The sequence below is a fragment of the Methanobrevibacter sp. genome (genome assembly GCF_045603845.1).
Classification (GTDB): domain Archaea; phylum Methanobacteriota; class Methanobacteria; order Methanobacteriales; family Methanobacteriaceae; genus Methanocatella.
Window position 1 is genome coordinate 12298 of sequence record NZ_JAZUMY010000010.1, and the last position, 20519, is coordinate 32816.

Consider the following 20519-nt stretch of genomic DNA (forward strand, 5'->3'; position numbering starts at 1 on the left):
TGTTTGTTATGAAAAATGCTAGTAAAAATGACTCCAGTAAAAAGAACGCAGGATATAAGGCTGCTGAATATGTGGAAGATGGAATGGTTTTAGGATTAGGAACTGGTTCTACAACACATTATTTCATTGAAAAAGTTGGTATGAGGATGGTTGAAGAAGGAATAAAAGTCAAAGGAATCCCTACTTCATTCCAATCATTACTGCTTGCTAAAAAATGGAATATCCCAATTACCACTTTGGAAGAAAACGACATTGATTTGTCTGTTGATGGGGCAGATGAAGTTGACGGTGACTTTAATCTTATTAAAGGTGGTGGGGCAGCACACACCAAAGAAAAAATAGTGGACTATGCCGCAAAGGAATTTATTGTCATCGTGGATGAGTCTAAGGTTGTTGAAAGTTTAGGAACTTTTCCCGTGCCTGTAGAAGTAATTCCTGATGCATCCCGTGTTGTCATTCAGGCTTTGGAGGATATGGGTGCTGAATGCGAAATCAGAATGGCCCAAAGAAAAGATGGTCCTGTAATAACGGATAACGGTAACTTTGTAATTGACGCCAAATTCGATGAGATTGAAAGTCCTGCACATTTGGAAATTGATTTGAACTCAATTCCTGGTGTTGTTGAAAACGGAATATTTTCACAAATGGTCGACCGTGTAATTGTTGGAACATCTGACGGCACTAAAGAGTTATAGGTGATTTGATGCCTATTCCAGGTTTAGATGAATATACAATAAGAAGCTATCTGAACAAATTCCTACTTCTCTTGGGAATCGTGATTATCATATATGCTATTTTGTGGATACTGGCTGAGTTAAAGTTAATTCCAGTTATTATATTTGCGATTTTCCCACAAATAGTCCTATTATTGGTTGGAATATTCATCGTATATATTGCATTATCAAAAAGAAAGTCCTATTAGTGGCTTTTTTTAATTTCTTCTTTTATTTCATCAATATATTCGTCATCATATTTATCCAGGAATCTTAAACATATTTCTTTGCCGTCCAAATCTGAATTCTGCCAGAAATATTCTTCAAATTTGGTGTAATCCACAATATCCATTTGGTATTTTTCATAGTAGTATAATGGATGATTTTTTATAAATTTAATTCCTTCATCTGTTATCTTATTATTTTTAATGAGCTTGTTTTCATCCAGAAACTTTTTCAATATGTTAAAGTCAATACTGTAATTGCTCTGGCTCATAAACATGGCATATTCAAAGTTTATGTTTTCATTTATCATTTTCAGAAATTTATATGCAATGTATCTGATGTCTTCTGAAATATTCAGATTATTGTTGAACTGGTCAATGGAGCTGATTAGTGTGTCTTCGACATCATCCGGATTATAGTTTAAGTTGATTCCGCAGTAATGGCAATATCTGTCATGGTCATCAATAGGCATTTCACAATACGGACATTTTTCATCATGGGTAATCAGCCTTGGCTCTTCAGGGACATTAAACAGGTATGCTAATCTGATTAGCAGTGATTCATTTAAAAGCATTCCTGCCTCATATTCTTCTTTTAATTGATTCCTGATTTGCAATGCTTGGCCATGTGTGATGTGGGCATCATCAATTAATGTTTCAATATACATGGACAGTTCTTCTTCAGTTCCAATCACTTCTTCGATAGAATACGTTTTCACAGGAAGATTTTCTTCCAAATCAACTAAAATTTCAAGTATTTCTTCCTGATTATTCACATAAGCATCTTTGATGTTTTTGAAATATTCTTCATTAAGTTTGGATCTGTTTTCGATGCAGTCATATCTTAATATATCATCATTTAATGGCAGGCTATATGCTATTGTGCATTTTTCCGTGTCCAGCAGGTGTATGCTGGCGCAGATATTTAAATCATAATAATGGGTCGATAGTTCCTCTTCATTTTCGATTTCATTGTTTGTCAGCACATGCGCTCCGGGAACTATGAATTCGATGGCGCTGGCGACAATATTTTCATTAATCCTTTTAGCAAAGCCATATTTAATTAACAATTCAACTATATGCCTTGTAGGTTCGATAATGCTTGGTTTATTATGTTCTTCCATGGTTTTTTGAAGTTCTTCTAAAAACAATTCATTTCCTCTGAATTCAGGCAATATGTAAATGTTATTTAAGGCAGCCGTCATAAATTCTCTTGAAAAATCATAGGAGCAAAAGCCAACCACCTTATTTTCATAAACTAATTCTTTAAATAAATTGCATTTTTCACTTTTTAGAATAAAATGCTCATCATTCATTGAATTAATAATATATGGGTAAGTTTCATTTAATAAAGGAATTATGTCGATGGTATTTTCTGTCAGATAGACTTTTTGGGTGTTGTTTTCTCTTATTAAATAATTTGTTTTTTCCATACAATCACTTAATCTTATTTTAAAACTAGTTATATTTAAAGTATTCTATTTATTGTTTAGTTTTAACTAAAAATTAGCTTTAAATTTAGTTATTCCTTAATCTGATGAATTTTTAAGGTTAACGAAAAAATTAAAAAAAGAAGTGAATGATAGTTCATTCACTTATGAAGTAATTGTAACTTTGTTTGCGATTGCTGCGCCGTTTTCATACATTGATGTGATAATGTATTCTCCGGCGATTAATCTGATGTTTAACTTGGCTATACCTTCGCTGTCGGTTGTTCTGTTGTAGAATACTCCGTTGATGTTGAAAGTAATGGTCTGGTTAGCGAACGGACTGCCTTGACCGTCAAGCAATGTTGCTTTGAATTGAGTTCCGTCAAGATATTTCATGGAAACGTCTTCAGCTGATAAAACAGGTTTAACTGTGATGTTGTTTGCAACAAGGCTTCCGCCATACATTGCAGTGATAACGTAAGTTCCAGGATTTAAGTTAATGTTTAATTTAGCGTATCCGGATGCGTTGGTTTTTCTTTCATACATCACACCGTTTATGTTGAATGTAACGGTTTCGTTTGCACCAACAGGGTTTCCATCATCACCTAAAACTCTAACAACATACTGTGAATCGTTTCTGTAATATTTAACCAAATCACTGTTTTCAACGATTTTTGGAATGACTGTAATGGTATTAGCAGTTTCTTCACCATTTTCAGGGTTGGTTGCAGTTAATATGTAGGTACCTTGGTTTAAATTAATGTTCAATTTAGCAGTACCGTTTTCATTGGTTTTGCGTATGTACATTACACCGTTTATGTTGAATTTTACTTCAGTACCGTTAGCTAATGGGTTACCTTCGCCATCGGTGAAAGTAGCATAATATTGGGTTCCGTTTCTGTAGACTTTTGTAACGTCTTCTGCAGAAATTGTGCTTAAAACAGTAATTTTTGAATTGGTTATTGCAGGGTCGTATTTGTCACTGCCGTTATAGTAAACAACAGCATCATATTCTCCGCAATTTAAGTTAATTGCAATTGAACAGGTGCCGTTTTCATTGGTTTTACGGGTGTTGTTTACGCCGTTGAGCATAATGATAACAGTTTCATTGCTTACTGCAGTTCCGTTTGAAGTTAATGTTACTATAAATCTTGTACCGTTTTTGTAATACAGTTCAATTTCAGGAGCTGATAAGTCAACTGTTTTAGGACTGTCTACAGAAATGATTGCTTGTTCGGTTTTTTTACCTAATTTATCATTTCCATCAAAGTTTACAACTACAGTGTAGTTTCCATTTGGTAAGATTGCTTCAATGCTTGCTGTACCGTTTTCATTTGTGACAACAGTATAGGTTTCTCCGTTCAATTCAATGTTTAAGGTTCCGTTAGCTACTTCGATACCTGATGAATCTTTCAAGATTACGTCATAGTTGACTTTGGTTGAATTGCAGGTTAAATCTTCAGCTATGATTGTAGCAGGAGGTAAGTATGCACCGTCACTGTATGTTCCCTGAACTTGACTTGCTCCTTGGTATTTACTGTCTGCAAATGCAATGTATGTTACGAATGTTGGTGGGAATGGTAAGGAGTCTAAATTATAAGTATTTGGACCGATAGTTACATTTTTGTATCCTCCACCAAGTAAAAGACCAATTCTACTTTTAATCATGGAGTTGTTAAAGATGTATTCGTTTTCAGATCCGTATGCAGTAATTGAAGCTATTTTAGCATTCATTATGGTATTGTTGTATACCATATGTCCTTTGGAGTGCATAAGATAGATTCCCTCTTTAGCGCCGTTGATGGTGTTGTTGAATACAATAACGTTTGGTCCGGTTCCGTGTCTTACGTCAATACCGTGGTTTACAACATTTGAAATAGTGTTGTTTGCAATTATGTCTCTAGGTGATCCGAAGTTAATCATACCGTTTGTGTATTGATCATGGATTTTGTTGTTTGTAATGACTGAATCTCCGGAGTATTGCAGGAATATACCGAATGATGCGCCTGCAATGTCACATCCGGTTATTGTTAAGTTAGTACTTGTGTCAGCAAAAATTCCTGCGGTCTTATATTCTTCGGTTGTTGCACCTACAGTTGCAGTGTTGTATCCAGGGAATCTGGCTATGAAGTTTAAGTCTGAAATAACAACATTTGTGTTGTTTAATGTGTATAATACAGCATAATATGTAATTGCATATCCGCCTTCACTGCTTTGGTTTCTTACTCTTTCAGGCACATTTTCCTTGTTGAGATTATCATATCCGATTAATGTTGCACCGTTACCGAGTATTTTGATGTTTTTATCTGTGTAAATGGAAATGTTTTCATATACTGCATTTTCAGCAAAGCTTAAAGTGTCTCCATCAGTCATTGAGTCAATGATTGATTGTATTTCTGTTGAACTTGCATCAGCAGAAACGTTGTATGTGGTTCCTGTTGGAGCTAAGATTGTGTCATAATCGATTACAATCTCTTTTGGAGTTGGAATATTTGTAATGTTTGAGTAAGTTTCGTTGGTTGAACTTGAATCAGTATAAACTCCAATATCGTTGGTTGCACTTTGATAAGCTGACTGTGCGGTTGCTACATAATAGACAAATGTTGGAGGGAATGGCAAGTTATCCAGTTGGAATTTGTTTTCTCCGATTGTAATGTCTGAGAATCCTCCACCTAACAATACGCCAATTCTTGATTTGTACATTGTATTGTCATATAAGTTAACTGCAGATGAACCGTAACAGGTTATTGAACTGATTGAACAGTTAATGAGTGTGTTTTGTGTTGCAGTATGGCCTTTGGAGTGCATGAGATAGATTCCTTCTTTTGAGCCGATTACTGTGTTGTTGATTACCTGTACGTTTGGTCCGGTTCCGTGTCTTACGTCAATACCGTGGTTTTTAGCATTGATTACGGTGTTGTTGGTAATTAAAGTTCTGGCAGAACCGAAGTTTAAAAATCCTGTGGTTTTCTGGTTTTCAATCAGGTTGTTGGAGACAGTTCCGTCAGGGGAGCTTGTCATGTAAATACCCCAGGATGAACCTTCGATTGTGTTGTTGTCAATTTTTACTCCTTTTGCTTGACTGAGGTATAATGCTGCGTTGGAGTAGATTGAATCATCTAGACCTACAATTTTCAATCCACTCATTGCAATATTTTCTGCATTTAATAAATATACCGTCGCAAAGTTTGTAACAGCATATCCTCCTTCAGCAGTGGTTGCTCTAACTTTTTCAGGGATATTTGTATTGTTTGCACCTGGAGATGAATATCCGATTAAGGTTGCTCCGTTTCCGTTGATTGTGATGCTTTTATCGATATATATACAAATATCTGTATATGTTCCTTGTTCAAAATTTAATGTATCTCCGTCTGACATGCCATTAATGGTATTTTGAATGGTTGTACTGTTTGAACCAGCACTTATTGTCTGTTCGGAAGATGTTTGAATATTGTCATTTTCGCTTACGGCAAGCACATCGCTTTGTGAAGAACTGTCGTCAGATATGTCTTCAGCAAATACCATGCTTGAGCTCATAAGGACAATAAAAACTAAAAATATTGATAAAATTATTTTTTTAGTATCCATATTATTCCTCGATTTGAATATTATTAAATGTAAAAAATATTATTTCGATATACATTTAATGGTATATTGTATATTAATTTCTACTTAAATAAATTTTCATAACTATGTTATATTTGATTGTTATTCAGAATAAACAGTTATATATCCTTATTTTCAATCTTGTTTTCCAAAACTTTATATTGCATAACGATTAATAAATCTAAGTGTAAATCAGTTAAATTGTTATGATTTAAAATACATATCGAGAGTAGAGTTTTTATGAATATAAAAAGACTTAACATTGTATTTAATATATTGTTCATATTTTTATTTACATTATGTATGATTTCTACTGTTTCTGCAATTGATGGTGATGTTATTGAGAATTTTAACAATGGAACAAATTATTTTATAACTTCAGACTTGTCTAATGATGAAATTCAAACGATTATTTCCAACGCTAGTAATGGGGATACATTTGAATTCACATCCGAAAGTTATGATAATATTTCCTTAATCATCGACAAACAGTTGAAAATCTTTTCAAATAAAAATAGTACAATAAACGTCAATCCTTCCGCCAATAAAAAGGCAGGCATTGACAATACTTTCGGATTCTATTTTACTCAAAACAGTTCAGGCAGTATCCTATCAGGATTCAATATAATTGCTGCCGGCGCTGATTATGCTGTCATTTTAGATAAATCATCTAATACTATTGTTGAAAATAACACTGTTTCTCAGGCAGTAAACAATATTTTGGTTAAAAACTCAGATAATGTTCAAATCAACAATAATTATGTTCATGATGCCGTTTTAAACAGTATTCAGGTTCAGGATATAAGAAACATTTCAATATTCAATAACACCATAGGAAACAACGGAAGATCAGGAATTGAAACATCAAACATGTATTCATCAAATATCTGGTGGAATGAGATCTTCTTCAATTCATTCAATGGAATTTCAATGTACAACAGGTCTTCCAATAATAATGTTACTTACAATCATGTTTATGAGAATATTAATGGTATTTATATGGATGCACAGTCAAGCGGCGATAAATTCATGTATAATACATTGGAATTCAACCGTATGGACCCTGATTCTGAATTGGGTGGTTTTGAAACTGGTAACGGTTTTTTGTTCGGTGAAGAGTATGAAACTGTCAACAAAGAAAAACCTGACATTTCATATAATGCATTAATGCATAATGAAAATTTCCAGGCTAAAAACAACCCGTCAAAGGAACAGTTCAAGTTAGGACCTAATTATTTCGATTCAAATGATGATGTACATACATTTATATGTCCTATGCTTCTTGCAAAGATATTAACTATGGATTTTACATCCATATCTAACGGTATAGGTATTCAGATTTATGAAGACGGCGAACCTGTAACGATTTCGCATTCTTTGACCAAAAGATTACTGTTGACGGCAAGGAATACAGTGTTAAGATTCAAAACGGTAAAGGAGTAGTTGAAACGGATTCAAGTCAAAGCCATGAAGTTGAAATAAAACATGGTGAAAAAGTGCCTGATTACCGTAAGGAAACTGTAGAAAAATATTCTCCTTCTTCCAGCGATAACGGTGGGTCTTCATCAGGTTCTAATTCTAATGGTGAAAGCGGCTCCGGAACAGGGTCAGGTTCTTCATCTGGTTCAGGTTCCAACAGCGGTTCATCAAATTCAACTGACGGATCCAATGATGGTCAGGGAGGATCTTCTTCAAATGAAGGTTCTTTAAATGTGAACAGCAATTCTACTAATACTGTATCAAATAATCAAGGCACTGCTATAGCTAATTACGGTACAAACAGTTCTGATATATTATCACAGTCCAGTTCTCAAACCGGTGAAGAAGAACAGTCACAAGGTCAGGAAAATGCTGCTGAATCAGGAAGTGTCGATTCCGGTGATTCATCTTCTCCAGGAGATTCTGAAAATCAGGGAACTGCCTATGATTTATCACAGGTTAGTAAAAAAGCAAATCCTTTGCAGGACAATTCAATTGTAATTGTATTGGCGCTTCTATTTATCGTTGCAGTATTCTTATATGGATATAGACGTAAAAATGAGTTCGATTAAAATTAACTCTTTTTTTTCTTATTTTTTATACTAGTTCTTATAAATTAATTAATAATGTCATCTAAAAAAATTATTCTAAATTCAAACAGGCATTTTGAAATAATTGATATCACCTCTATGATTAATCAGGAGATAGATATTGATTCAGGTATTGTAAATGTTTTTTCCAGGCATTCCACTTCAGCTATTGTTGTCAATGAAAATGAAAAAGGCCTTTTGGCAGATTTTGAATTGATGCTGAATGATTTGATTTCAGATAGGCATTCATGGCAGCATGACTGCATTGATAACAATGCGAAATCTCATCTTGAATCATTTTTGCTCTCTTCAAGTGAAACATTACCAATTTCTGATGGAAAGTTGGACCTGGGAACCTGGCAGTCAGTATTTTTTGTTGAGTTGGACGGGCCGAGAAATAATAGGACAGTCAACTTAAAATTCATAAGTGATTAAAATGAAAAAGTGGTTGATAATTTTAATACTTGTCGTTTTGGTCATTGTAATAGCAATACTTTTAACTAATTTGCCGTTTGATGTTACTCATAATGCAAATGTCAGTTATGAACAGATAGATGTGCAGATGAAAAAGACGTGGTATTGAATATTTCTAATAAATTTCAATGAATATTTTATTTCATTAATAGTATATAACAATGGCTAATAAAATATTACTTATCAGACCTCTCTGATTAGATTTAAATTATAATTAATATTAAAGTAATAGTTAGGTGATTATATGATTAATGTGGCAAATACAAAAATATGTGCGAACAATCAGACAACAATACCTTCTGTAATAAGGAAAAAATTCAATATAACAAAGGATACTATTGTTGGATGGGATATCGACAGTGATGGTAGAGTTATACTAACTTTTAAAGAGGAAATGCCTAAAATCCATGATTTAGCAGCTTTGGGTAAAGGAAATGAAAGGACAAATGCCTTAGACTTAAAAAGAACTCTGTATCAATGAAATATTTTGTTGATTCCATCTATTAAAAGATAAAACTGAGTTATTTGTTAATAAACTCAATTTCAAATGCAACAACAGGATATTCTAATGTGAAGTTTGTAATGACTTCCGGTGATATTTCACCGAAGAATCCTTTAATGGATCCGTTTTCAGCCTCACCAATCACATCAGCTGCTCTTCCTTCAATGAATGACGGATTTTCACTGTCAGCTATTTCCATTGTATAGCCTAAATTGGAAAGAACGCTAGTTACAATTGATTTGATTTCAGTGAAGTTTGCAGTTGAGTGGCAGCTCAATGCAGCTAATTTTTTGGAAGTTCTGACCTTGTTTTCTCTGGATTCATCCATATATAAAACGTCACCAATTTCAAATATCTTTTGAGGCAGGTCTTCATGTTTGTTGTCTTCTAAAAATTCCATCAAGCTGTTGATTAAACTGGTACGAATCATGGTTCTGTCGATTGTAATTGGTCTTGCTACCTGAACGTGGTCTTCTTCAGTCTGTTTCATGAATTCGTAATGTGATTCTTCATTGGTTAACATTAAGCTCATTACTTCCTGGAAGCCTAAACCGACCATGACTTCACGGATAGTTCCTTCTGCCTTAAACCAGTCATTTTCATATGCAACAGTATTGATATCAGGCAATTCAGCTTCAATTGAGTTAATTCTGTATTGTACAGCAATGTTTTCCACAATATCAACTTCATGTAAAATGTCCACTCTGTATGCAGGAACATAAACTTTCAGTTCATTGTCATCAAGTATTTCAGCATCGAATCTTGCTTTGAATAACAGTTCCTTAATGTCTTCAGCATTCAGGCTGATTCCACCAATCAGTTCATTTGCAGTGTCTACATGGACATTAATTTCCTGAGGAGTCAAATCAGGACTGACGATAGTTTTGTCGGAATATTTAACTTCCATGCTTTTTATTTTTCCGCCGACTTCCGCAAATGAACAGCAGATAATGTTCAATGCCTGATTAACTGCTCTTTCATCAGTACCTGTTACATCAACAATGATGTTTTTGGTGTCTTCCTTGATTTTGGTCAGCTCACCGTTGATGATTGGAGGCATTGAAAGAATATTGTCGTCGCAGTCTAAAATCAAAGGGTATTTGTCAAAATCTTCAATCAGATGAGCGTAATCTTTACCTTTGTCATGTTCAGTTAAAATTTGATTTGGAGTCATTGGAGTATCTTTTTCAAGAGGAACAAATGCATTTTTCTCTTTAGGGGTTGCAATGTATTTGAATGGAGCTTTTACAACATCTGCATTGTGAATACCGATAGCGACTTTTTTCCTGTCTCGGCCGATTACCCAATGGAGATTTTCCTGGAAATCCATTATGTATTTGAGTTTGTCTCCGGTAAAATCGACATCATCTATTTTTGCAAAAGCAATGTAAGGTCTGATTTCAGCCACAGCATCTTCCACAATAACACTCTCGCCGGAGGATGTAATTTCATACTTTGGAATACCAATTTCCTGACCAATAAAACCTTTAAAAGATCTGGCTACTCCTTCAACAGATAAATTGTCCGGACGGTTAGGGAAGAATTCCACCTTGATTTCTTCATCATCAAAGTCCTCAATGTCGCTGGACATCATAGGCAATGTGTCTATTAACTCATCTTTTTCCATATCTATTCCTAAATCTTTTAAATCTTGGTATTTGAATGTAATAACTGGCATTTAATATACTCCATTAATTTTCTATTTACAATCCATAAATTAAAATGAAAAATACTGATTCAATTAAAAAATGCAGAGCTCTGTGTTCCAATTCGCCCATATGGCCAATTAAGAATGTGTGGCTTACATCTATTATAAAATGAATTGTGGCTGCTAAAATACCTACTGTCGGTGATAGGAATACAACTGACAAGACAACAAAGTGAAATGCCGCTTCCATCAATTCATGGACTACCCATGTCTTTAAAGGGGAATTGTCTACGGAATGATAGATTAAACCACCTAATATGATGTAAAAGTTATTCAATACTTTCCACATCAGTTGTGTGTGCAGGATATCGCTTAAAGCTAAAACAATTGCAACGTAAAACCATAGTAAGTGCATTATTTAACAGTCCTTTAAAAATTTATAATATAATTATTTATGATTATTAAATATAATATATTTATCTATTGATGTTCAATTTTTGTCCTGTGTTTGAAATTTTATCATCATATGTTAATATTATATTCTCATATCAATATTGCTTTTAGCCGGTTATTTTTCGTTAGTTTGTAAAAATTTAGTTTATTTGTTTTTTATATTAAAAAAGAAATGTTTATATATCTATTTGTTCAATATTAACATGTTTATTAATTCATTTTTCGAGGTGAAAAAATATGGATAATAGGTTAGTTGATTCATCACTCCCTAACAAATACGATACGGAAGATAAGATTTTTAGTATTTGTGATAGTGAAATTGAAGAATTCACGGAATTTCTCACAAATCTTAAGGATATCGTAGAATTACTACCTAAAAGATATCTTTCACAGGATTTTAGGGATTTGAATATTGATTATGCATATCTTCTAAAAAACGGTGATGTTGTTCACATTGAACATCACACTAATATAACTGAGGATTTGATGCGCAGAAATTTTCAATATCAAACCGTGCTGCATGCTGCTACAAAAAAGCTCGTACATCCATTTATATTCAACACAGGACGAATACCAAAATTCAAAGTGGATTATGCAAGTCCAACATTGTTGTATAATCCCACATGGATTAACTCAAAAGAAAAAGAGCAATCAGTACTATTAAATAATATAAAATATAAAATACAAAACAATCAAGTAATTAATGCATATGATGCATTAGACTTAATTTGGATGCCAACATACAGAACAAACCAGAATATGGAAAACATCATCATTGAATTAATTGGAATATATAATAATTTGATTATTGATGAGAATTTATTGGGAATTTTAAGAAAATGCTTAATATTGTGGTCTGGAAAACATCTAAATACTGAAGAAAACATTAAAAAAGCTATGAGAGGTTTAAACATGACAAAAAAAGAAGTTGAAGTTACAAGTCAGGATATAATAAATGCCAGAATCGACGGAATGTTATGTCGTGCAGAAGAGGCAGGAAGAGAAGAAGGAAGAGAAGAAGGAAGAGAAGAAGGTAAGCTTGAAACTGCTAGAAATATGGTGCGTAAAGGATTTGCGACTGAGGATATTGTTGAAATTACTGGATTGCCTAGATTAAGTGTATTAAACATTAAATAATCCTTGTGGATTATTTAATATTTTTTTTGTTTAAAAACCATGTTTCATCAGGTTTAATGTCACCAAAATGCTTTTTAAACAGCTCTTGTCTGTGTTTAAACATTTTTTCAAATTCGGGATTTTTAGTTTTCATTTTGTTGTGATATGTTAAGGTAACACGATTCAGATATTCGCCGAATTCCTCCTTTTCTTTTTCATTCAAACAGTTGAAAATATCCGCATCCTTCAGCCTTATGAATTCAAATTCACGGCCTTTATCTGTTAGATATATGAGTAAAATCCTTTTATCACTTTCAGATTTTACTTTTTTCACATATCCTTTCTGTTCTAACTTGTTGAGTGTTTCATTTAAGGATGTTACCCGAATATCCATTATCTCGGCAAGATCCTTTGTTGATATTCCATCTTTTTTCTGTAAAATCATCAAGATTCTGCCCTGGCCTTTAGTTATTGTCTTTTCATTGCATCGTTTATTGTTTATATCCATCATATGGCTTAATCTGAAGAGCTTGAGATATAACAATTCATTGTTCATATTATATTCTCCTTATTCTGTGTGTTTAGTGTATTGTAATAATATCCTTTCTTGGCAATCAGTTCGTCATGGTTTCCGGATTCTATTATCTCACCATTTTCGATAACTAAAATCTTATCTGCATTTTTGATGGTGGATAACCTGTGAGCTATAATGAAGCTGGTTCTGTTTTCCATAAGTCTGTCCATCGCCTTTTGAATCAGTTTTTCAGTTCTTGTATCAACGCTTGATGTTGCTTCATCCAGAATCAATATCTTTTTGGAAGACAGTATTGTTCTGGCAATTGTTAGGAGCTGTTTTTGTCCATGGGAAATGTTGTCTACATCCTCATTTAAAAAGCTGTCGTATCCGTCAGGCAATTGCTTTATGAAGTTATCAGCATAAACCTGGCTTGCAGCTTCCCTCACTTCCTCATCGCTTGCATCCAGCTTTCCGTAATGGATGTTGTTTGCAATGGTGTCTGAAAACAGCCAGGAATCCTGCAGAACCATTCCGATAAGTGATCTTATTGAGTGTTTGTCGTATTCCTCAATGTTTACTCCATCAATTTTTATTTCTCCATCATCAATATCATAGAATCTCATAAGCAGTTTGACGATTGTGGTTTTACCTGCTCCTGTTTCTCCGACAATAGCTATCTTTTCACCCTTTTTGACATTGAATGACAGGTTTTTAATGATTTTTTCATTTGGACTGTATCCGAAGCTTACATTTTCAAAGGTGATTTCATTTTCAATATCATTTATTTGTTTGTCTGATGGGTTTTCCTCATCATCAAGTTCCAGAAATTCAAATATCCTTTCGGTTGCAGCCATTGCTGTTTGAACAAGATTCATTACCCTTGTAATTTGCTGGATTGGTCTTGTGAAGTTTTCGATGTATTGGAAAAATGCCAAAATGTCTCCAACAGCTATTGCTTTTTCAAGCACGAATATTGCCCCAAGAACTGCAATCAGAACATATGCAAAATTTGAAATGAAGTTCATTGCAGGACCTGTAAGGCTTGAGAAGAACTGTGATTTCCATTCCTGGGTGTACCATTCATCATTGTCCTGTTCGAATTTCTCAATTGATTTTTCCTCCTGGTTGAATGCACGTATAATGTCATGGCCTGTAAACGTCTCTTCGATTTGCGCATTTAAACTGCCTTTAAAGACAAGCTGCTTTAGGAAATAGCTTTGAGAGTATCTTGTAACAATGATTATCATTAAAAATGATATTGGCACGAGTATTATTGTTGCAAGCGTCATCCATACATTGATGTAGAGCATCATTACAAAAACGCCTATGATTGTTATTATTGCAGTCAGCATCTGAAGGAAAGCTTGTGTAATTCCATTTTGGAGTGAATCCACATCGTTTGTAATTCTTGACAGGATGTCTCCCCTTTTGTTTTCATCAACATTGTCCATTGCAAGGGAGGTGATCTTTTCCATTATCCTTAATCTCAAATTATAGCTGATGTCTGTTGATATGTCAATTAACACATAGCTTTGAAGGTATGAGAATACTGAACTTATGATATAAAGGACTACGACCACGCTTAAATAGAATAATAATGAATTGAAGTCTATCGTTCCGGTATTATTCATGATTCTGTTTATTCCATCGAATATTGTGGTCGTTGCAAGGCCAATCAATAACGGTGAAATGACGCTGAACACCGTTGAAACAATACCGAACACTACGGTGAGAACTATTTTCAGTTTATAGTCTTTCAATAGGAACAGTATGTTTTTTATTGCTTTTCTGTTGTCTGTTGCCTTTTCAGGAGGTTTTCTTCTTGCTGGCGGCGGGCTCATAATGTCACCTCCATGCTGTCGATTTGTGAAGATACTATCTCATGATATACATCACACGTTTCATTCAGCTCGTCATGTGTTCCTCTGTCGATTATCTCGCCGTTGTCCATCACGATAATTTCATCTGCATCCTTTATTGTTGAAATCCTTTGTGATACAATCAATATGGAGGAGTCCTTTGACAGTGAGTATAGGTTGTCTTTGACTTTCGCTTCCGTGTTCATGTCCAGTGCTGAGAAGCAGTCGTCAAACAGGTAAAAGCTGTGCTTTCCAATTATTCCTCTGGCTATTGACAGTCTTTGTTTCTGTCCTCCTGAGAAATTTGACGCTTCCTGTGAGACTTTGTCGTATATTGAATCAAGAAAATCGACTTGTGCTAGTTTCAATGCATCCTCAATTTCGCTGTCGCTTGCATTATCCTTTCCTGTAAGCATGTTTGATTTAACTGTTCCCTGGAAAAGAATGGCTTTTTGGGGAGTGAAGCTGATTTTATCCCTTAACGCTTTTAAAGTATAGTCTTTAATGTTTTTTCCGTTAATTAATATCTCTCCTGAAGTCGGATCCTGAAGACGTGGAATCAGGTTGAGGATTGTGGATTTTCCGCTTCCTGTCCCTCCTATGATTGCTGTGGTCTTTCCAGGCTCCAATTTAAAATTGATATCTTTCAAGGTCTCTTTTTCGCTTCTCGGATATTTGTATGAAACATTTCTGAATTCCAAAGTAGGCTTATCATTAATTTCCGTTAATTCCCCGTCGGTAATCGTGATTTCAGTGTTTAAAACTTCCGCAACACGTCTTCCTGAAACGATGATTCTTGGAAGCATGATTAAAAATCCTCCCATCATGATAAAGGATGTTACAATCTGTGTTGAATATTGGATGAATGCGATAATGTCTCCGGTTAAAATTGATGAGCTGAGCGCATTGTATGCACCGAAATACAGTATCAGTACAATCATTACATTCATAATCAAACTCATTGACGGTATCAAAATGAAAATTCTTCTGTAGACATATAAGTTAACGTCAACAAATTCCCTGTTTATTTTTTCAAATTTTTTCTGTTCTGTCTTTTGTCTTACAAATGCCTTTATAACCGGAATTCCAAGCAGGATTTCTCTTGAAGTCCTGTTCATCTTGTCAATTATTTCCTGTGTTATCTTAAAGTAAGGCAATACTCTTGTAATAATTATCAATAGCAGTGATGCAACGACTATGAACGTGATTAGAATAATCCATGAAAGGTCTGTTCCAAGCTCAAATGCTTTAATGACACTTCCTATTCCAAGAATAGGTGCAAACAGCAGTGTTGTCAATACCATGCCAATAACACTTTGAATCTGATTGATGTCATTTGTTGTACGGGTGATGAGTGATGATCTTGATATGTCATTCAGTTCATGGTTTGAAAACTTAAGAACTTTCCTGTAAACTATCTTTCTCAGGTCTTTAGCGTATCCTGATGAAATTCTGCTTGAAAAGTATGATAGGAAAACTGCAGCCAGAACTGAAATTCCAACCATTGCCAACATCATCATGCCTGTATTCATTATATAGTCAATGTCTGCATTTTGAATACCAATATTTACAATATCTGCAGTGTATGACGGTAACGTAAGGTTGCAGTATGCCTGAACTATCAGAAAGATTATAACCAATATTATTTGCGGAATCCTGCTTTTAAGCGGTCTTAAGATATTTCTCATAGGTACCTCCAAATTATTTTTTATAGGTACCTATTATACTTTTATCATATATAAATGTTTTGAACGTTAAATTGAATATTTTTATAAACAATAAATTATAAATCTAATAATATTATTTTTATCTATAATTAGGAGAAAATTTATGTCAAACCAAGAAATTCCTAAAGACTATGATTTCAAAAAAGAAAAGGTTTGGGAGAAGAAATGGGAAGATGAAGAAATCTACAAATACATTGGAGATGGCTCTCGTCCTAGATATGTAATCGATACTCCCCCTCCATACCCAACAGGCTCAATTCACTTGGGTCACGTATTGAATTGGGTTTACATTGATATGAACGCAAGATACAGAAGACTGAAAGGCAATGATGTATTATTCACCCAGGGATGGGACTGCCACGGTCTTCCGACTGAAGTAAAGGTTGAAGAAACTCACGGCATCAAGAAAAATGATGTTTCACGTGCAAAATTCAGAGAATATTGTGTTGATTTAACTACTGATAACATTGCTAAAATGAAAGCACAGATGCAGGCAATGGGTTATTCACAGGACTGGAGTCGTGAATTCGTAACAATGACTCCCGAATACATGAAAAAGACCCAATATTCATTCTTAAAAATGTATGATGAAGGACTGATTTACCAGGGAATTCACCCTGTCAACTGGTGTCCTCGTTGTGAAACAGCTATTGCTTTTGCGGAAGTTGAATATTCAGACAATACCACATTCTTAAACTATGTCAATTTCCCTCCTGCGGTTGAAGATTCCTATGAGGATATTGCATCATCACAGGCATCAGGAAAACAGGCTGACTCTTCAGATGAAGGCATATTAATTGCAACCACCCGTCCTGAATTGATGTCTGCATGTGTGGCCGTTGTAATTCACCCTGAAGATGAAAGGTACACTCACCTTTTAGGAAAATACGTTGAAGTTCCGTTATCACATCAGAAAGTAAAAATCATTGCAGATGAGGAAGTAGATCCTGAATTCGGTACAGGTGCAGTAATGATTTGTACATTTGGGGATAAAACTGATGTAAGCTGGGTTCAAAAATACGATTTGGAAATCATCAATGCAATCGATGAAACCGGAACATTAACCTCAGCTGCCGGAAGATATGAAGGAATGGACCTTCAGACCTGTAAAAAACAAACCATAGAAGACTTGGACAGTGAAGGATACCTGTTAAAACAGGAACAGGTAGATCAAAATGTCGGGCAATGCTGGAGATGTAAAACTCCTATTGAGATTCTCGTTAAAAAACAATGGTTTGTAGCTGTAAGAGACTTGATTGAAAAAACCAAAGTCGCAGCCGATGAGATGAAATGGGTGCCTGAACATATGAAATCCCGTATGCTTAACTGGGCAGATTCAATGGAATGGGACTGGTGTATCTCAAGACAAAGAATATTTGCAACCCCAATTCCTGTATGGTACTGTAAGGACTGTGGAGCTGTAATTTTACCTGAAGTTGAAGACTTGCCGATTGATCCGACCCAAGACAAACCTAAACATGCCTGCGAATGCGGATGCGAAGAATTCATCCCTGAAGAGGATGTTCTGGACACATGGATGGACTCATCAATTTCACCGTTGTCCATTGCAGGATGGCCTGATGAGGATTACATCAATCATTTTCCATCAAATATCCGTCCGCAGGGACATGACATTATCCGTACATGGGCATTCTATACAACGCTCAGATGTCTTGCTTTAACCGGCCAAAAACCGTTTGATGATATCGTAATCAATGGTATGGTATTCGGTGAGGACGGAAACAAAATGAGTAAATCAAGGCCTGAGTTTGTAGTCGGGCCTGAAGAGGTAATTGAAAAATACGGTGCAGACTCCTTAAGGACATGGGCAGCAAACAGTGTTCCCGGATCTGATGTAATATTTGACTGGAAAGACATCAAGCACGGATACAGATTCCTGAGAAAATTCTGGAATGCATTCAGATTTATCAGCATGCAGATATTCGATGAGGAAGTATCATATGATGAAGTTAAAGATAATTTGGGACCTCTTGATTTATGGATTCTATCTAAATTAAACAGCCTAAACATTAAAGTGGATAATGCATTTGCCGAATATAACTTCGCAGATACAATCACATCAATAGAAAGATTCTTCTGGCATGATTTCTGTGACGAATATATCGAAGCTGTAAAATACAGACTATACAGTGATGTCAGCGACGAATCAAGACGTGCAGCCAAATATACTTTAAGAACTGTTGTGGAAACTTCACTTAAACTATTAGCTCCGATTGCACCGTTCTTTACAGAAGAAGTCTATCAATATTTCTCTGATGAATCAATACACACCACTTCATGGCCTGAAGTGATTAGTGAACTCATAAGTGAAGAATTTGAAAGCAAAGGTGATACCACTATTGATTTGATTGATGAAGTAAGAAGATTCAAATCCGCTTCAAAAATACCATTAAATGCTGAACTTGCAGAAGTAAATGTCTACACCACAGATGATGAGTTAATAAGCATCTTTGAAGACTTTGCTGATGATATTGAAGGTACATTAAAAATCAAAGATTTGGCTATCAAATCCGGAAAACCTGAAGTTCACGAAAAAATCATTGAAGTGGAACCTGACATGTCTCAAATCGGACCTAAATTCAAAGGGGATGCAGGTAAAATCATCGGTTATCTGAAATCAACTCCTTTGGATGAAATCGATTCAATATTGGCTGAAAATCATGAACTGGCTATCGATGAACTGGTAGTAAGTGAAGATATGTTGAATATTAAAAAAGAGATTGTGGGAGCATCAGGTAAAAAGGTTGATATCTTGCAATCTGAAAACTTAGATATGATTTTAGAAGTAATCAGATAGATTACTTCTTATTGTTTTTATTTTTTTGAATTCCTAATGGAATTAAGCATGCAATCAATAATAATATTAATGGATTTGCGGTATTTCTCATTGCACTTATAATTGGTTTTAGATTGTTTGTTTGTGTTGTGTTTGTGTTGTTTGTTTGTTTGTGTTGTGTTGTGTTTGTGTTGTTTGTTTGTTTGTGTTGTGTTGTGTTTGTGTTGTTTATTGAAGTATTATCTTTTGTTAAATTGTTTATATCCATTGTTTGATTCGTTGTTGAGTTTTCTCTTACAATTATTTCTTCATCCGTAAAAAAAACACCATCAGCACGTCGTATTAAATCACTTTCTATTGTAATTACTGGTCTATCATCTTCAAATGCATATGGTACATCTATCCATTGCGCGGTACCAAAAATTGATGTTTTATATGTTGTTGAGTAGGGTATAGTTTTATTAGTTCCATTTTCATAATACAGGGTAATATTCCGGGTTACTGTTCCATTATTATAAAAAATCCAATCTTTTGTTTTTTTGTAATCTCCATGTATTCCTTCGGCGTTATATACTTCATCATATGTTAAATTTTTTCCGTGCGCATTAGCATATTTGAGATATGCTAGTGCATATGAGAAATCCCCATTTTCAATATAATAATTAATTTGTTCTTGGTTTAATATTGGTGTCTTGTGGTTGATTTCATTGTTCCAAGGATCAATATAACCGGTAGTTCCATTTTCATAAAAATAATAGTGGTAATCTACATAATATTTTTTGTTGGATGTTTCATTTGTGTTATTTTCGATATTATCATTAGCATATATGCAAGATATGGATATTAATATCAATAATATTGAAATAATTACAATTTTTTTCATTTTACCCTCCTTTGTTATAATAATATTACATGTTTTCCATATATAAATTATTTCATGTTATCATAATATTATTTATATTGTAAATTATATATCACATATTATTATAATCAATTAAAGTTTTAATCACATTGATTATATCGTTATTTATCAATTATGGTGTTTTTGCATGTTTTACAAAAAATTTTTGTTGTGTTCCTGTTTACTTTTCATGTTCTTTTGTGTTGGTGTGGTTAACGCATCTGATATTGATAATGTGACTGAAATAGAAATGGATAATGGTTTTGTTGAGAATATTTGTGGTGAGCAAATTGTAATTGCTGATGATTATTTGTCATCTAATCAGAATATTGAATTGGGTACAAATAGTGATTATTGTAGTTTAATAATTTGTGATGAAAATTATACGATTATTGATGGTTTTACTAATAATTATTCTTCAAATTTACCTAGTTATTATTTGAATAATAATATTTATTCTCATATTGAAAATTAGGGAAATGG

18 protein-coding genes are annotated in these 20519 nt (G+C 34.2%); 10 read left to right on the forward strand and 8 right to left on the reverse strand.

All coding sequences use genetic code 11. The features are described from left to right. Positions 1-8 precede the first annotated feature (8 nt). Together rpiA and ACKI2W_RS00930 are read left to right on the forward strand one after the other, a co-directional pair. Positions 9-695, forward strand: coding sequence for a ribose-5-phosphate isomerase RpiA (gene rpiA / locus ACKI2W_RS00925; protein ID WP_407378592.1), 687 nt, complete (start codon positions 9-11; stop codon positions 693-695). A gap of 8 nt (positions 696-703) precedes the next feature. Then, a complete protein-coding gene (locus tag ACKI2W_RS00930) occupies positions 704-922 on the forward strand; it encodes a hypothetical protein (protein ID WP_407378594.1) in 219 nt (72 codons plus the stop codon). Here ACKI2W_RS00930 and ACKI2W_RS00935 read toward each other — a convergent pair. Next, on the reverse strand, positions 919-2370 hold the full coding sequence (locus ACKI2W_RS00935; RefSeq protein WP_407378596.1) for a zinc ribbon domain-containing protein: 1452 nt from the start codon (positions 2368-2370) through the stop codon (positions 919-921). The genes ACKI2W_RS00930 and ACKI2W_RS00935 overlap by 4 nt on opposite strands. 162 nt (positions 2371-2532) lie before the next feature. Continuing rightward, a complete protein-coding gene (locus tag ACKI2W_RS00940) occupies positions 2533-5904 on the reverse strand; it encodes a right-handed parallel beta-helix repeat-containing protein (protein ID WP_407378598.1) in 3372 nt (1123 codons plus the stop codon). A gap of 309 nt (positions 5905-6213) precedes the next feature. Between ACKI2W_RS00940 and ACKI2W_RS00945 the strand changes: the two genes are divergently transcribed. The 5 genes from ACKI2W_RS00945 (at position 6214) to ACKI2W_RS00965 (ending at position 8997) form a co-directional block, all read left to right on the forward strand. Continuing rightward, the gene (locus ACKI2W_RS00945; RefSeq protein ID WP_407378599.1) at positions 6214-7416 is read left to right on the forward strand and encodes a right-handed parallel beta-helix repeat-containing protein; all 1203 of its coding nucleotides are present in this window, start codon (positions 6214-6216) and stop codon (positions 7414-7416) included. Between the two features lie 53 nt (positions 7417-7469). After that, a complete protein-coding gene (locus tag ACKI2W_RS00950; RefSeq protein WP_407378601.1) occupies positions 7470-8024 on the forward strand; it encodes a hypothetical protein in 555 nt (184 codons plus the stop codon). Between the two features lie 54 nt (positions 8025-8078). Then, entirely contained in the window at positions 8079-8477 is a 399-nt protein-coding gene (locus ACKI2W_RS00955) for a secondary thiamine-phosphate synthase enzyme YjbQ (protein WP_407378603.1), read from the forward strand. 1 nt (position 8478) lies between these two features. After that, complete coding sequence (locus ACKI2W_RS00960) at positions 8479-8625, forward strand: hypothetical protein (RefSeq protein WP_407378605.1); 147 nt, start codon at positions 8479-8481, stop codon at positions 8623-8625. Positions 8626-8760: 135 nt separating this feature from the next. After that, a complete protein-coding gene (locus ACKI2W_RS00965; protein WP_407378607.1) occupies positions 8761-8997 on the forward strand; it encodes a hypothetical protein in 237 nt (78 codons plus the stop codon). A 40-nt stretch (positions 8998-9037) separates the two neighbouring features. On the opposite strand, the gene pheT is transcribed toward ACKI2W_RS00965, so the two are convergent. Continuing rightward, positions 9038-10696 carry a phenylalanine--tRNA ligase subunit beta gene (pheT, locus tag ACKI2W_RS00970; RefSeq protein ID WP_407378609.1) on the reverse strand — a complete coding sequence of 553 codons (1659 nt, stop codon included), beginning with the start codon at positions 10694-10696 and terminating at the stop codon, positions 9038-9040. Between the two features lie 25 nt (positions 10697-10721). Beyond that, on the reverse strand, positions 10722-11081 hold the full coding sequence (locus ACKI2W_RS00975; RefSeq protein WP_407378611.1) for a hypothetical protein: 360 nt from the start codon (positions 11079-11081) through the stop codon (positions 10722-10724). Positions 11082-11356: 275 nt separating this feature from the next. Here ACKI2W_RS00975 and ACKI2W_RS00980 point away from each other — a divergent pair, with 275 nt between their 5' ends. Further along, a complete protein-coding gene (locus ACKI2W_RS00980) occupies positions 11357-12256 on the forward strand; it encodes a hypothetical protein (protein ID WP_407378612.1) in 900 nt (299 codons plus the stop codon). 10 nt (positions 12257-12266) lie between these two features. Here the strand turns inward: ACKI2W_RS00980 and ACKI2W_RS00985 are convergent, their stop codons facing one another. The 3 genes from ACKI2W_RS00985 to ACKI2W_RS00995 are packed head-to-tail and all read right to left on the reverse strand — an operon-like array spanning position 12267 to position 16299. Continuing rightward, positions 12267-12791, reverse strand: a complete 525-nt coding sequence (locus tag ACKI2W_RS00985; protein WP_407378613.1) for a MarR family winged helix-turn-helix transcriptional regulator — start codon at positions 12789-12791, stop codon at positions 12267-12269. Beyond that, a complete protein-coding gene (locus ACKI2W_RS00990; RefSeq protein WP_407378614.1) occupies positions 12788-14593 on the reverse strand; it encodes an ABC transporter ATP-binding protein in 1806 nt (601 codons plus the stop codon). Before ACKI2W_RS00990 ends, ACKI2W_RS00985 begins: the two co-directional genes overlap by 4 nt. Further along, positions 14590-16299 carry an ABC transporter ATP-binding protein gene (locus tag ACKI2W_RS00995; RefSeq protein WP_407378615.1) on the reverse strand — a complete coding sequence of 570 codons (1710 nt, stop codon included), beginning with the start codon at positions 16297-16299 and terminating at the stop codon, positions 14590-14592. Before ACKI2W_RS00995 ends, ACKI2W_RS00990 begins: the two co-directional genes overlap by 4 nt. Before the next feature lie 142 nt (positions 16300-16441). On the opposite strand from ACKI2W_RS00995, the gene ACKI2W_RS01000 reads away from it, so the two are divergent. Beyond that, the gene (locus ACKI2W_RS01000) at positions 16442-19156 is read left to right on the forward strand and encodes a valine--tRNA ligase (RefSeq protein WP_407378617.1); all 2715 of its coding nucleotides are present in this window, start codon (positions 16442-16444) and stop codon (positions 19154-19156) included. A gap of 1 nt (position 19157) precedes the next feature. Here the strand turns inward: ACKI2W_RS01000 and ACKI2W_RS01005 are convergent, their stop codons facing one another. Further along, positions 19158-20018, reverse strand: a complete 861-nt coding sequence (locus tag ACKI2W_RS01005) for a hypothetical protein (RefSeq protein ID WP_407378619.1) — start codon at positions 20016-20018, stop codon at positions 19158-19160. Positions 20019-20184: 166 nt separating this feature from the next. On the opposite strand from ACKI2W_RS01005, the gene ACKI2W_RS01010 reads away from it, so the two are divergent. Then, positions 20185-20511, forward strand: a complete 327-nt coding sequence (locus tag ACKI2W_RS01010; protein WP_407378620.1) for a hypothetical protein — start codon at positions 20185-20187, stop codon at positions 20509-20511. Positions 20512-20519: the final 8 nt, after the last annotated feature.

What these genes read in the sequence shown, in the direction of transcription:
- rpiA (WP_407378592.1), top strand. Translation starts at nt 9, where the DNA reads ATGAAAAATGCTAGTAAAAATGACTCCAGTAAAAAGAACGCAGGATAT.
- ACKI2W_RS00930 (WP_407378594.1), top strand. Translation starts at nt 704, where the DNA reads ATGCCTATTCCAGGTTTAGATGAATATACAATAAGAAGCTATCTGAAC.
- ACKI2W_RS00935 (WP_407378596.1), bottom strand. Translation starts at nt 2,370, where the DNA reads ATGGAAAAAACAAATTATTTAATAAGAGAAAACAACACCCAAAAAGTC.
- ACKI2W_RS00940 (WP_407378598.1), bottom strand. Translation starts at nt 5,904, where the DNA reads ATGAGCTCAAGCATGGTATTTGCTGAAGACATATCTGACGACAGTTCT.
- ACKI2W_RS00945 (WP_407378599.1), top strand. Translation starts at nt 6,214, where the DNA reads ATGAATATAAAAAGACTTAACATTGTATTTAATATATTGTTCATATTT.
- ACKI2W_RS00955 (WP_407378603.1), top strand. Translation starts at nt 8,079, where the DNA reads ATGTCATCTAAAAAAATTATTCTAAATTCAAACAGGCATTTTGAAATA.
- ACKI2W_RS00960 (WP_407378605.1), top strand. Translation starts at nt 8,479, where the DNA reads ATGAAAAAGTGGTTGATAATTTTAATACTTGTCGTTTTGGTCATTGTA.
- ACKI2W_RS00965 (WP_407378607.1), top strand. Translation starts at nt 8,761, where the DNA reads ATGATTAATGTGGCAAATACAAAAATATGTGCGAACAATCAGACAACA.
- pheT (WP_407378609.1), bottom strand. Translation starts at nt 10,696, where the DNA reads ATGCCAGTTATTACATTCAAATACCAAGATTTAAAAGATTTAGGAATA.
- ACKI2W_RS00975 (WP_407378611.1), bottom strand. Translation starts at nt 11,081, where the DNA reads ATGCACTTACTATGGTTTTACGTTGCAATTGTTTTAGCTTTAAGCGAT.
- ACKI2W_RS00980 (WP_407378612.1), top strand. Translation starts at nt 11,357, where the DNA reads ATGGATAATAGGTTAGTTGATTCATCACTCCCTAACAAATACGATACG.
- ACKI2W_RS00985 (WP_407378613.1), bottom strand. Translation starts at nt 12,791, where the DNA reads ATGAACAATGAATTGTTATATCTCAAGCTCTTCAGATTAAGCCATATG.
- ACKI2W_RS00990 (WP_407378614.1), bottom strand. Translation starts at nt 14,593, where the DNA reads ATGAGCCCGCCGCCAGCAAGAAGAAAACCTCCTGAAAAGGCAACAGAC.
- ACKI2W_RS00995 (WP_407378615.1), bottom strand. Translation starts at nt 16,299, where the DNA reads ATGAGAAATATCTTAAGACCGCTTAAAAGCAGGATTCCGCAAATAATA.
- ACKI2W_RS01000 (WP_407378617.1), top strand. Translation starts at nt 16,442, where the DNA reads ATGTCAAACCAAGAAATTCCTAAAGACTATGATTTCAAAAAAGAAAAG.
- ACKI2W_RS01005 (WP_407378619.1), bottom strand. Translation starts at nt 20,018, where the DNA reads ATGAAAAAAATTGTAATTATTTCAATATTATTGATATTAATATCCATA.
- ACKI2W_RS01010 (WP_407378620.1), top strand. Translation starts at nt 20,185, where the DNA reads ATGTTTTACAAAAAATTTTTGTTGTGTTCCTGTTTACTTTTCATGTTC.